Here is a 13,183-nt window from a genome sequence, read left to right on the forward strand (position 1 = left end):
GGCAGTTTTACTGCACTGCGAAAAGATTACGGCGAAGGCGTGATTTCGATAAGGTACAAAATTCAGGTTAGACTGTTCGTTAAAATGGGATAATCGAAAAAAAGCGGAGGGGGAAAAGTGGATAAACTGGAATCGATGCGCGTCTATGTGCAGGTGGTGGAAACGCGCAGTTTTGCCCGCACTGCAGAAGCACTCGGCCTGCCGCGCTCCACCGTCTCACGGGTAATTAAAGAGCTGGAAAACGGGCTGGGCTTGCAGCTTTTACAGCGCACCACACGCAAACTCAGCGTGACGGCGGAAGGAAGCCGCTACTACGAGGCGAGCAAAAGGATACTGGATGATATCACTGCGCTGGAGTCCTCTTTCCCCGGCACTCACGGCCAGCCCGCAGGTCGCCTGAAAATCGGCATGCCGCAATCGCTGGCGCGACACTGCATCCTGCCCCGGCTGGGTGAATTTTTGCACCGCTACCCGCAACTGGCGGTGACGCTGTGCTCCAGCGATAACGTGGAGGATGTGATCCAGGAAGGGTACGACTGCGTGATTCGTACCGGCAGAGTGGAGGATTCCACCACGCTGGTGGCACGCTCACTGGCGAAGTTTAGCTGGGTGGTGCTGGCTTCCCCGCAGTACATCGCGCAGTATGGCAATCCCGCTGATTTACAGGCGTTACGCCAGCATAAAGCCGTGGGTTATCTGAATCACCGTACCGGGCGCACCACCGACTGGCTGCTGAGCCACGCAGGCGACGATCATGAAATTCGCCTCAGCGAGACGCTGATCGTTGACGATACGGATGCCTATATTCAGGCCGGGATACAAGGGTTGGGGCTGATTCGCGTCGCCAGTTATCTGGCGCAACCCTGGCTGGCAAGCGGAGCGCTGGTGCGCTGTATGGAGAACTACACCTTTGACTTGCCCCTGTCACTGGTTTACCCGCAAAGCCGCTATTTACCCCCCTCAGTGCGGGCATTTTATGACTGGAGCAAAGCGGTGCTCAATCAGCAATAAACCGGGCAATCGCCCGGCGGTTCACTCAGCCTTTCCACGGCGACTGGCGGATGATGCGACAGAAGTTCAGCGGCGCAAAGTGCGGATCTTTATCGGCTAACACATCGGCTTTAACGTTGCCAAACGTGGTCGCAGGCCGGTGTTTAATGCCGTCATAAAAGGCCTGGATGATCTCCTCTTTAAAACGGGCCGGGCGTGGATATTGACCAACCACGGCTTCACGTTCCGCCTCGTCAAAACCGTTATAGCCAATGCCCAGCACATCCATTTCCACACCTGCGGTGACCAGCGCAATTTCCGGCGCCATAAATTCCGGAATACCCGGCGTGGTGTGCAGTGCAATGGCCGTCCACACCTTGTCCATATCCTGTTGCGTCACGCCATAGTGCTGCATAAATTCGCGCGCCGCATTGGCTCCATCCACTTCGAAACGCTTATCACAACTGCAATGTTCGTGGGTTAACCCCATGTCGTGAAACATACAACCGACATAGAGTAATTCGTGGTCAACCTTGATATCGCGCTGCCTGCCCGCTAATGCCGCCCAGTAGTAAACGCGGCTGGAGTGGTTAAACAGCAGGTCTGATTCAGTATCGCGAACCAGGGCGGTGGCGTCGCGCGCCATCTGGCTATCAGGGATGCGAATACCTTGTACGTTGAAGCTCATGTTTTCTCTCCGGCTGGAATGTGTGTGGGTCATTCTAGAAGAGAAAAGTTGTGTCTATAACAGCTCAAAACAGGCAATATCGGACATAACGTTATCCGCAGACTCCAGAGGTGAAAGATGCTGCATACCATCGTCATACTGGCTGTTCCTGGCGTGCAATTGCTGGATGTTGCCGGGCCTTTTGATGCGTTTGCCGAAGCCAACCGCCTGCTGCATCGCCAGGTTTACCAGCCGGTATTGATGTCGCTGGAAGGAAAGCACCTTCACTCCTCTTCCGGCGTGGCGCTTAATGCAAATGCCAGGCTTACTGATTTTTCACCGCCAGAGAATGTTTCCTTCCTGATTGCTGGTGCGCCGGACATCGACGCGCGTGCGCTGACGGAACGGCAAATCGCCGCCGTTACTGCCCTTTGCCGCCAGAGCGTGCGCTATGGCTCGGTCTGTACCGGCGCGCTGCTGCTGGCGCAAACCGGGCTGCTGCATCAGCGCCAGGTGGCGACGCACTGGTCGGTCGCGGAGCAACTCGCCAGGCGCTATCCGGATATCGCGGTTGATGCGGATGCGTTGTACGTCGCGGACGGGCCGGTCAGAACGGCGGCGGGCGTCACCTCCGGCATGGATCTGGCGCTGCGTTTTATCGAAGAAGATCTCGGTCGCGACGTCGCCCAGGACGTTGCGGCCAATCTGGTGATGTTTTTTCGTCGTCCCGCCGGGCAGGGGCATTTTGTGCGTAAGCAGCAGATCTCCGTTGGCGGGCGTTCGGCGTTGCAGGACTTACAGCGCTGGGCATTGCAGCACCTGGCGCAGGTAAAAAATGTCACGCAGATGGCGGAGCATATTCATCTCAGCGAGCGCCACCTCAATCGCCTGTTTCAGCAGGAGATGGCAAAGAGCACCGGCGAGTGGCTGGAAGAAGCGCGGATTGCGCAAGCACGGGAACTGCTGGCCAGCGGCCTGGCGATTAAAACGGTTGCCGCACGCTGCGGCTACAGCAGCGGTGATGTCCTGCGCCGGGCATTTATTAAAGTCACCGGTTTAACTCCCACGGTGTACCGCAAAATCTATGGCAGCCGCCTGTAGCGAAACGCGTTTGCAGGCCAGATTGCAAATGTCCTGAATTAGCACCATCAACGTCATTTAAGACATCCCTGACTCACTTATGATGCTTCCATCGCATCCATTGTTGAACCAGGGAGTCTGCTATGAACATCGCTACACAACATCACAAAGGCACTGCCGTTATTACCGGCGCATCGACCGGTATCGGCGCGATTTACGCCAACCGCCTGGCCCGTATGGGCTACGACCTGATTATCGTTGCCCGCAATCATAACCGCCTGAACCAGATGGCCAGCCACATTACCGCAGATACGTCGCGTAACGTGGAAGCGATCGCCGCCGACCTTAACGATCCGCAACAGCTCCGTGCGCTGGAAGCCAGACTGCGCGAAGACGCCAGCATCACACTGCTGGTCAACAACGCGGGCGTCGGCACGCATACGCCGCTGCTGGGAAGCGAAATCGATCGCATGGAAGCGATGATTAACCTGAATGTCACCGCCCTCACCCGCCTCACTTACGCGGTAGTGCCCGGCTTCGTTGCCCGTGGTACAGGCGCAGTTATCAACATTTCGTCCATCGTCGCCATCGCCCCCGAAGTGCTGAACGGCGTATACGGCGGGACAAAAGCCTTTGTGCTGGCGTTTAGTCAGTCACTGCATCACGAACTGGCCGATAAAGGCATTCAGGTGCAGGCCGTACTGCCTGGCGCAACGGCAACACCATTCTGGGACAACGGCGGCCTGCCGCTGGAACAGCTCGACAAAGCCATTGTCATGAGCGCTACGGACATGGTGGATGCGGCGCTGGTGGGCTTTCTGCAGGGCGAGCTGGTGACCATTCCTTCCCTGCATAACGACGCCGACTGGCAGGCACTGGAACAGCATCGCCGGGCGCTGATACCGCAACTCTCCACAAACGTACCGGCAGAGCGCTATCGCGCAACCGTCACCCACTAACCGTTAACAGAACAAAGGATGAGATCATGAAACTGACAGGCAATACGATTTTTATTACCGGCGGCACCTCTGGTATTGGCCGTGCGATGGCTGAAAAATTCCACCAGCTTGGCAATCAGGTAATCATTTCCGGACGGCGCCAGGCGCTACTGGATAGCGTCACCGCCGCTAATCCCGGCATGGGCGCAGTCGTGCTGGATGTAACCCGCGCGGACAGTATCAACGCCGCAGCCAAAGAGGTGTTATTACGCTATCCGGCGCTGAACGTGGTGATCAACAACGCAGGTATTATGCCGTTTGATAACGCCGCCGGTGAGCTGGATGACGAAATGGCAGTCACGCTGCTTAACACGAATCTGCTGGGGCCAGTGCGCGTCAGCGCCGCGTTTATCGAACATCTGAAAAAGCAGCCGGATGCGGTGCTGATCAATAACAGTTCGATTCTGGCGTTCCTGCCGCTCGCGGCGAATGCGCTTTACTCCGCAACGAAGGCGGCCATTCACTCCTACACCCTGTCGCAGCGTTTCCTGTTGCGCGACAGTAGCGTCAAAGTGATTGAAATTTCGCCGCCGTGGGTAGATACCGATCTGATTTATAAAAGCGGCGATCCGCGCGCGATGCCGTTGCAGGACTTTATTCAGCAGACCTTCGACAAACTGGGCACCGATACCCTTGAAGCGATTGTGGACAGCGTACTGCCCGCGCGTGACAACCCCGGAGCGAATGAGCATGTGATGGTTAACGCGTTCAACCAGTCCCTCGTCGATAACCCCATTCCTGTTGCATAAACGATGACGGGGCAGCCCGCTGCCCCTTTGCTGGAGTTGATAATGCAGAACCCAATCCCCCCTTCGCAAAGACGCGCCCTGTGGGCGCTGAGCCTGGCCTATTTTGTTCAGGCGACGGGCGCACTGTCGGTTGCGGGCAGCCTGGCCGCAGTCTCCCATGAATGGGGATTAAGTGACGGGCAAAGCGCCCGTCTGCTCTCCATTTTTGGTTTAACCTTCGCGTTGGCCGCTCCGCTGGCGCAGATCTTTTTCGGTCACCTGATGCGTAAATATCAGGTACTGGCCGGGATGCTGGTATTTGGCCTCGGCGCACTTCTCTTTGCGATGGCAGCAGATTACCCGATGCTGATCGCTTCTCGCATTGTGATGGGGCTTGGCGCTTCGCTGATTGGCCCGGTACTGGTGGCGCTCGGCGCGGAGTTAGTGGCGCAGCACGATCGCGGCAGTGCTATCGCCATGATATTGCTTGGTGTCTCGATGGCGAGCATGGTGGGGATCCCGCTGGCCGCCTGGATTGCTACGACATGGGGGGCGCGTGAACTGTTTGCGCTGGTCGCCTTGTTCAGCCTGTTTACGGCGCTGGCGGTGTGGTTAAGCGTGCCAAACATCGTTAAAGGCGCGGATATCCACTTTCGCCAGTTGGTCGCTGTGCTGGCGGAGGGTAAATCGTTGGCGGCGTTCCTGGTGGTATTTTTTATCACCTCCGGCGTCTACGACATGTACGCGTTTATCTCTCCGCTGATCCGCGATAACTGGCACGGCACAGCCACCAGCGTTTCTGTTGCCTTAGCGGTGATTGGCGTCGCCGGGATTTTTGGCAACCTGTTTGTTGGTCGCGCAGCGCGTCGCTACAGCGCCGAGCGTTTACTGGTGGTGGGCATCACGCTGCTGATTGTGGATATGCTGGCGATGATGATCCTGCCCGCAAAACTGATGCTGCTTTATCTGCTGCTGGTACTGTGGGCTTTCTCTACGGATCTGCTATGGCCGTCCCAGCAGCGGCGAGTGGTGGAAATCGCCACGGCCGAAACGCGCGGGATTTCGCTGGCGTTAACCAGCGCCTTTATGTTCTGTGGGATTGGTTTTGGCTCGGCCGTCGCATCGTGGATCTATCCGCTGTGGGGTTTTTATGGTGTGATGCTCAGCGCTGTTCTGTTCTTATTACTGGCGTTAATCAGCCTGCTGATTTCGGAGCGATTACGCGTTCGCTGCCCGACGCTCCAGCCCGCCAGCCTGCGATCTTAGGGAGTCGCGATGCATAAAATTGGCTTAATCATTGCCGACCATTTCCAGATGCTGGCGATCTCCACGCTGACCGTGTTTGAGTTTGCCAACATGGCCACCGGCAAAGCCTTTTACCAGCCGGTGGTCTACTCCGAATTTGGCGGCACGGTACGCTCATCATCAGGTATTGGCGTGGATTCGCTGCCGCTTTCGGATGATACGCAGGTGGATAGCTGGCTGGTAGCGGGCGTACTGACACCGGTTGAAGAACCGGCATCAGCTGGCATCGTCCATTTTCTGCAAACCACGGCGCTCCAGGCACGCCGCATTGCGGGGGTCTGCACCGGCGCCTTTGTGCTGGCGCAGGCCGGATTACTGGATAAAAAACGCGCGACCACGCACTGGGCGCACGCCCGCAGTTTGTTGCAGTTGCATCCCGACATTCAACTTGAAGATGATCGCATTTTTATCATTGATGATCGGGTCTGGACCTCCGCAGGCATGACCGCCGGGCTGGATATGGCGCTCGGCATGGTGGAAAAAGATCTGGGTGCGGAGATCGCCCGCGCAGTGGCGCACAATCTGGTGATGAACCAGCGGCGCTCCGGCGGGCAAACGCAGCATTCGGAGATGCTGGCGCTGGCACCGCGCTCCGATCGTCTGCAAAGCGCGCTCGAATATGCCCGCAGTAATCTGAGTAAAGCGCTGACGGTGGAACTGCTGGCCGATGCCGTCCATCTGAGCGCCCGCCAGCTTAGTCGCCTGTTTCGCCAGGAGACGGGGAAATCGCCGGCCAAGGCGATTGAGGGATTACGTCTGGAAGCTGCGCGGCTGATGATTGAGCAAAGCCGTTTGTCGCTGGATGCCATCGCCCGCGAATCCGGTTTTCGCGATCGCCGCCATATGCGGGAAGTCTTTATTCGCGGCTATGGCATTCCGCCGCAGTCGTTGCGTACCGGGCGCTGAGCCCTATTTTCTCTTTGCGCATGAAAGTGCTGTCGCCCGAAAGGGGATTATTTGTTCGCACAGGCGGCGTAGACTGAGCACAGTTTTATACGCTTAAAGGAGCAGAAAAATGCAGGAAAAAATCACTATTGTCGCCACCATTACCGCCCATGCAGGCGCCCGCGACAAAGTAGCTCAGGCGCTGAAAACCGTGGAACGGGACGTTCAGGGCGAGCCGGGATGTGAGCAGTACCAGTTGCATGTCAACAGCAAAAACGATCATCAGTTCGTGATGATTGAGCGCTGGCAATCGGCGCAAATGCTGGCGCAGCATGAACAGGCCGCGCCGTTCAAAGCGCTGGTCAGCGCCATTGACGGCTTAGCCGATTTACAGGTCACGACGCTGACCGCCGTCGCCTGACGACCAAACCCAGGCATTCTGGCCTGGGTTTCTTGTCTTCACGCTTTCACCAGCTCCGGCCATAAGCGCAGTGTGGTGTCGATAATCTCCATCAGCTTTTCCCGCGTCGCGCCTTCCCGCGCGCTGACCGCCATCCCCTGCACAATGCACATTAAAAAATGCGCAATCACCGGCAGATCGCTGTGTGGCGGGATCTCACCGCGCAACTGGCGCTGCTGCAAAAATGTCAGCAGGGTCTGTTCCTGCGAAGCATGCTTTTCCCGGATCGTCTCGACGATAGGCGCAGCCGACGATGACACCGTGGCAGAGGTGTTGATCAAAAAGCAGCCCGCTGGCGTGTCGCTTTGGGTAAAACAGCCGACTACTGCGGTGAAATAATCCCGCAACGCCTGGGTTACGCTCTTCTCATCACAAAACAGCGTCGCCTGGTGTTTCGCAATAAAGCGCGCCATGTAGCGGTCGAGAACCGCCATGAATAACCCTTCTTTATTGGTGAACTCCGCATACAGCGTTGGCGCTTTCGCGCCGGTGGCTTCCGCCAGCTCGGCCAGCGATGTGGCTTCATAGCCATGCTGCCAGAACAGCATCATCGCTTTGTCCATCATCTCCGCTCTGTCGAAGACTTTTGGTCGTCCACGACTTTTTTTCGTACAGCATGTGACATCGGTTGTCATGGTTCCTCCCTTGTCCACATGGATTTAATTACTAATCATTATAAAAACATTGCAAGGGCGATGACCAGCGAAGATTTTTAAAAAAATTTCACCACTCAATGCATTGAATAACAAAACATTTATATTTATTTTAATGATCACTATAAAAATAATATTGACGAGTGATGCAGATCACACTTATGATTTACCTATCGATCGTTAAGTTAATACTTACGACGCCCAAACAAACCATTTTAGAAAGGTAAATCACATGAAAAGCATTCAGTCCCTGATCGCCGTTGCAGTTCTTAGCTCCCTCTCTTTCGCCAGCATGGCTGCGGTAGAAGTTCAGTCTTCTCCGGCCGACCAGCAGAAAGTGGGCGTGATTTCCGCCAATGCCGGTACCAACCTCTCTTCGCTGGAAAGTGAACTGGCGCAGAAAGCCGATGAAATGGGTGCGAAATCGTTCCGTATCACCTCAGTGACCGGCCCGAACACCCTGCACGGCACCGCGGTTATCTACAAATAAGACGTTGGCTGGTCACCAGCCACAACAGAAGATTTTTAGATTCGGGCAATAACGCCCAACACGAATGAGAAATTTAAGGAATAACACCATGAAAACTTTCAATACTATCGCTATCGCTGCTGCTCTTTCTGCTCTCTCTTTTGGCGCTTTCGCACAGACCGTTACGGCTACCGGCCGCACACTGGATGATGCAGAATCCGTGATTGCCGCCCAGGCGCAGAAAGAAGGTGCGTCTTACAAAATTATTGAAGCCAATACCAATAACAACGTACACATGACAGCCGAACTGACCAAATAAGTTTGTTGCGATGTTCTGTGTGAGAGGCGCCTTCGGGCGCTTTTTTTATGCCCGCGAAGGCGAACCCGCATGGTTGTAACGGGTGAATTGCTGTTCCAGCATCGGGCGTCCCCACTGATCGCCCTGCCACTCTTTGCTGAGTGTAAAGCCACAGGATTCATACAGGCTGCGGGCCGCATGCAATCCGCTGAAGGTCCAGAGCTGTACCGCGTCGAACTGTTGCTCGTCGCAAAATGCCATCGCACGGGCCAGCAGTTCTCGCCCGATGCCGCTGCCTCTGCACTCTTCGTCAAGAATAAACCAGCGCAGATGCGCCTCGTTATTTCCCAGATCTTCCCCGTCAATAGCCACCGAACCTACAATGCGCCCGTGACGAACGGCAAGCCAGATGCCGTTACGCGGATTGTCCAGCCGCCCGGCAAACTCCGCCAGCCCGGCAGCGACTTTTGCTTCAAAAAAATAGCCAAAATCATAGTGCTGCGAATAATAGCTGGCATGCATTTCGCTGATCCGGCCAATCATCCCCGGCAGATAACCGCTGACAATTTCCGGTTTTGCACCGCCCAGTTGCGCCACCCCGTTGCGGCAACTTTCCAGCGCAAAGGCGTAAGCGGATAATCCACGGGCGACCACTTCACGCTGCGCATCGCTCAGATGCTCCATCGCCTCACGCACGCGCATCGCGCCATAGCGGTTAATGCGGGCAACGCTCTCTTTCCCTTTTGCAGTCAATTGCAGTGTCTTAAAGCGCGCATCGTCAGTGGCCTGAACTTCCTGTAACTCCCCCGCTTTAATCAGCCTGGCCAGCATGCGGCTGACGCTGGATTTTTCCAGCCCCAGAATATTGACCAGTTGCGCAGCGGTGATGGCGCCGTGATGTTCAACTTCCAGCAAGGTATGCACAGCGGAGGGCGAGTAATCCGTGGCGGCAAGCGTCGAATTCATAAAGCCAAGTTCACGAACCATCAGCCGGGAGGCGACACGAATGTCATTAATCAGGTTGGGCGCTGTCATCATGTTTCCGCTACAGGATAGTTAGTTGTACTATACAACCACCTGCAGTACATCCTGTCAATGCAACAGACTGACGCTCACGGGAAAGCACTGACGCCGCGCATAAAAAAGGCTGCCAGGCAGCCTTTACGTATTTATCGGGGCTGACGCTTCAGCCACGCAATAAAGTTTTATTCAAAATACACCGTCGGATTTTCGGCCAGCGAAACGTATTTTTTGCTGTTTTTATCCAGCGTACGGATTTCGCCGCTTTCAATATCGTAAACCCACCCGTGCAGACGCAGCGCGTTGTCACGAAGCCCGACGGCCACAGAAGGATGCGTTTTGATATTGTTCAGTTGCGCAATCACGTTCTCTTCGACCATCGCATTGACTTTGTCGGTCTCGTTTTCAAAAGTTCTCTTCTCAACAACGGCTCTTGCTGCATCTGAATAGTGCAGCCAGTGGGCCACCGCAGGCATTGGCTCCAGGCTCTGAGCGGTAGCGATCGCTTTCATCGCGCCGCAGTTGGAGTGACCACAAATCACGATATCCGTCACGCCCAGCGCCACAACCGCATATTCGATTGTCGCTGATACACCGCCCGGCTCCGGCCCGAACGACGGCACGATATTACCGGCATTGCGGATAACGAAAAGCTGGCCCGGCTCCTGTTGCGTCACCAGTTCCGGCACCAGACGGCTGTCTGAGCAGGAAATAAACAAGGCTTTCGGGTTCTGACTGGAGGCCAGGCTACGGAAAAGCTCTTTACGTTGCGGGAAAATTTCTTTCTGGAAGCTGAGGAAGCCTTCAATGATATGTTGCATAGCACGTTCTCTTTTTTTCGGTATTCATTTCGGTTTGAGAAAAACCTCACGCCAAAAGTCCCGCATCTTGACGTAAATTGCAATAGTTCTCTGTCTGCATCTCTTTTTGCGTCCCGTCAGTTCACGGCGAGCCGCAGGCCAAGATTGGCGGGATAAGGCGCGAAATAGCTCTGTGTTTGCAGGTAACTGTCTGGATATTCCGCCAGATAGTGTTGCAGCAATGTTAATGGCGCAAGCAGCGGCAATAACCCAAGCCGGTAGTTGGTGATCACCGACAGCAGTTCAGCACGCTGCCGACTGGTGAGGTGCCGGGTAAAATAGCCCTGAATATGCATCAGCACGTTGGTGTGATTCTTGCGCGAAGCGACATGTTTAAGGAGCGCCATAAACTGCTCGCGATAAGCGACAAAGAAAGCATCCAGATCCTTCCACTCGCCGAGCCGGGCAACAAAGGGACCGATTTTGCGGTACCCCGCCTGGTGATGAGCCAGCAACTGAAGTTTGTAGCGGCTGTGAAACGCCAGCAGATTGCTGCGGGTTAACCCCTCTTCACGTAGCGCATTCAGCTCATGCAACGCGAAGATCCGCGCGACAAAGTTTTCGCACAGCTGCGGATCGTGCAAGCGCCCATCCTCTTCTACCGGCAGCCACGGGTATTTTTTCAGCAGCGCAGCGGTAAACAGCCCGATGCCCGCTTTACGTCCGCGATGGCCCTGCTCATCATACAGCCGTACGCGTTCCATCCCGCAACTGGGCGATTTAGCGCAGACAATAAAGCCGGATAAGTTACTGACGGAAGGCAGAAAACGTTCGGCGAAAGCAGCCATTTTGTCCGTCACATCTTCCTGCGGATCGTGGCTAAAACGCATGCGGGTGTCGCCATCGGTCGTCTGGATCAGGCGCAACGCCGGGCGAGGAACCGGCAGACCGATGGCCATCTCCGGGCAGACAGGCTTAAACGTGACCCACTGCGCCAGTTCATCCATGACAAACCCCATGCGTTTATGTCCCCCGTCGAAGCGCACTGCGGAGCCCGTCAGACATCCGCTAATCCCAATCGTGGGTTGATGGTTCATAAATGCCCCCTGCGCTTAACGGGTATAAAAAGACCTACCTTAAAAGTTACACAACAGAGTATATTTGTCTAAGTTTTAAAAGATAAAATTTGTTAATGAATAAATATTACAAAGAGTTATTAGTCAGCAAACATCAAGCTACCGGGAACGTTTTTAAAGGGTAATAACGTCAAGGGAGACAACCTGCTGCCACTGCATAATCTGTTTTTTACGCGCGGCGCTCAGCTTTCCGCTGGTCACCAGCAACCATTTGCGCTGCGGGAAGATCTCTGGCGCCAGCATTGCCGGAGGAGACGGAAGAATATCAATACGTTGCCCCTGCCCGGTGCGCAGTAACGCTTCAAGCCAGATTTCACAGGGATCGTTAAGGTGCCAGCCGGTGAGCAGATAGTTTTCGCCGGGCGCTTTTTTATCCCTTTCCAGACAAAACGCCGTATAGGAAATAATGATGCCATCGAGAATTTCCCGCAGGGTCATCATCGCGGCAACATTGGCCGACACCTGACCGCGCAGTGGGCGCAGCACTTCGCGTACCAGCTCACCCCTTGGATATTCGCGGCCTGAATTATAAATGAGCTGACGCAGGGATTCGATTTTGCCCTCTTTCAGATGCTGAAGCATCGTCTGCTGAAGCGTCAGCCAGTTGTTCGCGTGACGGCTACCCGGGCGCGCCAGCAGTGGCTTCACCTGGCTGACAGGCACACCTTTTTTCACCCAGTCGAGTATTTTAAGCGCCTGCTGCACATCGTCATCATTGTACAACCTGTGCCCGCCTTCCGTACGCATCGGCTTGAGCAGACCATAACGACGCTGCCATGCACGCAGCGTCGTGGCGGGGATCCCGCAAAGCCTGGCAAATTCGCCGATCGAGTAGGACATGGGTTGCGCCTGATGAAAGAGGATAACGTTCAATATATCACGGATATTTCCCTGTTGAATGAGGCACCTGCCCGTCAGCCGGAGTGCCGTAACCCGTTCCCGTTGCTATCGGGCTAATCCAAAGGATAGCACTGCGTCCAGTTGTAATTGATGCGGGCCAGTTTCAGACTGCCAGCGACGTCACCATAATCACGCCCCTGCCGGGCGAGGAAGAATTCCCGCAGCGTCTGCGGTAAGTATGTTGCGCCGTAACGTAACAGTGTGCTGTGCCAAAATAACGGCGGCAAAGGTAACGCCGGGTGCCTGGCAAGCAATTCGTCCCGCCACGCTGAATGCAAAACCTGCTGGCAAAAAGCGTGGCGCATCGCCATCGCCTGTTCATCAGCGATCCCCGCAAGTAATAGCTGACCGGGTAACGCCACCAGGCGTAATGCACTTATCTTAATTGTCTGAGCGTGATAGCGCTTCCAACACGTTGTTAAGTGCTGGATCTTTTCCGGTAAGGGTTCCCCCGGTTCGTAGAGCGGTAATGTCAGGGGTAAAAAGGTGAAATGGAATCCTTCTGCGGGCAGGATATCCGCTAACGGATCGCGCCCGGCAAGCTGCTGTAAATCATCAAGCAGCGCACGGATCTGCGCAGGCATCTCTGGTTGGATCCCGGCGGCCAGCGCAAGCCTGCGCGGGTCGTAATACGCGCCGCGTGGCTCGCCGATACCCTGAGTTACTTGCCACTGCGCGAGTGTTTGTTGGTTTGTCGAAGAGTAGAGAGCATCCAGTTCGCGGTTCATCATCTGGCATCCCGTCAGCATAAAAAATAATGCTAGTACACAGGCATGCGTGGCTAGTATCGCAAC

At 55.3% G+C, this 13,183-nt stretch carries 16 protein-coding genes; 9 read left to right on the forward strand and 7 right to left on the reverse strand.

Translation table 11 applies throughout. The annotated features are described in order from the left end of the window. Positions 1–117 precede the first annotated feature (117 nt). Positions 118–1,011, forward strand: coding sequence for a LysR family transcriptional regulator (locus tag Y71_RS21425; protein ID WP_007373409.1), 894 nt, complete (start codon positions 118–120; stop codon positions 1,009–1,011). Between the two features lie 25 nt (positions 1,012–1,036). Here the strand turns inward: Y71_RS21425 and Y71_RS21430 are convergent, their stop codons facing one another. Continuing rightward, a complete protein-coding gene (locus tag Y71_RS21430; RefSeq protein ID WP_007373408.1) occupies positions 1,037–1,678 on the reverse strand; it encodes an HD domain-containing protein in 642 nt (213 codons plus the stop codon). Positions 1,679–1,795: 117 nt separating this feature from the next. Here Y71_RS21430 and Y71_RS21435 point away from each other — a divergent pair, with 117 nt between their 5' ends. The 6 genes from Y71_RS21435 (at position 1,796) to Y71_RS21460 (ending at position 7,074) form a co-directional block, all read left to right on the forward strand. Continuing rightward, the gene (locus Y71_RS21435; protein ID WP_007373407.1) at positions 1,796–2,758 is read left to right on the forward strand and encodes a GlxA family transcriptional regulator; all 963 of its coding nucleotides are present in this window, start codon (positions 1,796–1,798) and stop codon (positions 2,756–2,758) included. A gap of 122 nt (positions 2,759–2,880) precedes the next feature. Next, complete coding sequence (locus Y71_RS21440) at positions 2,881–3,696, forward strand: SDR family NAD(P)-dependent oxidoreductase (protein ID WP_007373406.1); 816 nt, start codon at positions 2,881–2,883, stop codon at positions 3,694–3,696. Between the two features lie 26 nt (positions 3,697–3,722). Next, positions 3,723–4,484: an SDR family oxidoreductase gene (locus tag Y71_RS21445; protein WP_007373405.1), complete on the forward strand. Its 762-nt coding sequence runs from the start codon at positions 3,723–3,725 to the stop codon at positions 4,482–4,484. 42 nt (positions 4,485–4,526) lie between these two features. Then, entirely contained in the window at positions 4,527–5,729 is a 1,203-nt protein-coding gene (locus Y71_RS21450; RefSeq protein ID WP_007373404.1) for an MFS transporter, read from the forward strand. A gap of 9 nt (positions 5,730–5,738) precedes the next feature. Then, positions 5,739–6,674, forward strand: coding sequence for a GlxA family transcriptional regulator (locus Y71_RS21455; RefSeq protein WP_007373403.1), 936 nt, complete (start codon positions 5,739–5,741; stop codon positions 6,672–6,674). A gap of 109 nt (positions 6,675–6,783) precedes the next feature. After that, entirely contained in the window at positions 6,784–7,074 is a 291-nt protein-coding gene (locus Y71_RS21460; protein WP_007373402.1) for a putative quinol monooxygenase, read from the forward strand. A 38-nt stretch (positions 7,075–7,112) separates the two neighbouring features. On the opposite strand, the gene Y71_RS21465 is transcribed toward Y71_RS21460, so the two are convergent. After that, positions 7,113–7,748 (reverse strand): TetR/AcrR family transcriptional regulator, encoded by a 636-nt coding sequence (locus Y71_RS21465; RefSeq protein WP_035887192.1) that lies wholly within the window; start codon positions 7,746–7,748, stop codon positions 7,113–7,115. Positions 7,749–7,998: 250 nt separating this feature from the next. Here Y71_RS21465 and bhsA point away from each other — a divergent pair, with 250 nt between their 5' ends. Together bhsA and Y71_RS21475 are read left to right on the forward strand one after the other, a co-directional pair. After that, complete coding sequence (gene bhsA, locus Y71_RS21470) at positions 7,999–8,256, forward strand: multiple stress resistance protein BhsA (RefSeq protein WP_007373400.1); 258 nt, start codon at positions 7,999–8,001, stop codon at positions 8,254–8,256. Positions 8,257–8,344: 88 nt separating this feature from the next. Then, positions 8,345–8,554: a YdgH/BhsA/McbA family protein gene (locus tag Y71_RS21475; protein ID WP_007373399.1), complete on the forward strand. Its 210-nt coding sequence runs from the start codon at positions 8,345–8,347 to the stop codon at positions 8,552–8,554. Between the two features lie 45 nt (positions 8,555–8,599). Here Y71_RS21475 and Y71_RS21480 read toward each other — a convergent pair whose 3' ends face one another. From Y71_RS21480 to Y71_RS21500, 5 genes are all read right to left on the reverse strand, one after another. Then, on the reverse strand, positions 8,600–9,568 hold the full coding sequence (locus Y71_RS21480) for a bifunctional helix-turn-helix transcriptional regulator/GNAT family N-acetyltransferase (protein ID WP_007373398.1): 969 nt from the start codon (positions 9,566–9,568) through the stop codon (positions 8,600–8,602). Between the two features lie 170 nt (positions 9,569–9,738). Continuing rightward, on the reverse strand, positions 9,739–10,374 hold the full coding sequence (locus Y71_RS21485; RefSeq protein ID WP_007373397.1) for a carbonic anhydrase: 636 nt from the start codon (positions 10,372–10,374) through the stop codon (positions 9,739–9,741). Positions 10,375–10,490: 116 nt separating this feature from the next. Further along, positions 10,491–11,450 carry a YbgA family protein gene (locus tag Y71_RS21490; protein ID WP_035887191.1) on the reverse strand — a complete coding sequence of 320 codons (960 nt, stop codon included), beginning with the start codon at positions 11,448–11,450 and terminating at the stop codon, positions 10,491–10,493. A gap of 153 nt (positions 11,451–11,603) precedes the next feature. Further along, on the reverse strand, positions 11,604–12,329 hold the full coding sequence (locus Y71_RS21495; protein ID WP_007373395.1) for a MerR family transcriptional regulator: 726 nt from the start codon (positions 12,327–12,329) through the stop codon (positions 11,604–11,606). A gap of 113 nt (positions 12,330–12,442) precedes the next feature. Next, positions 12,443–13,120, reverse strand: coding sequence for a hypothetical protein (locus tag Y71_RS21500; protein ID WP_007373393.1), 678 nt, complete (start codon positions 13,118–13,120; stop codon positions 12,443–12,445). Between the last annotated feature and the right edge of the window lie 63 nt (positions 13,121–13,183).

It is taken from the genome of Kosakonia radicincitans DSM 16656, assembly GCF_000280495.2.
Lineage (GTDB): Bacteria > Pseudomonadota > Gammaproteobacteria > Enterobacterales > Enterobacteriaceae > Kosakonia > Kosakonia radicincitans.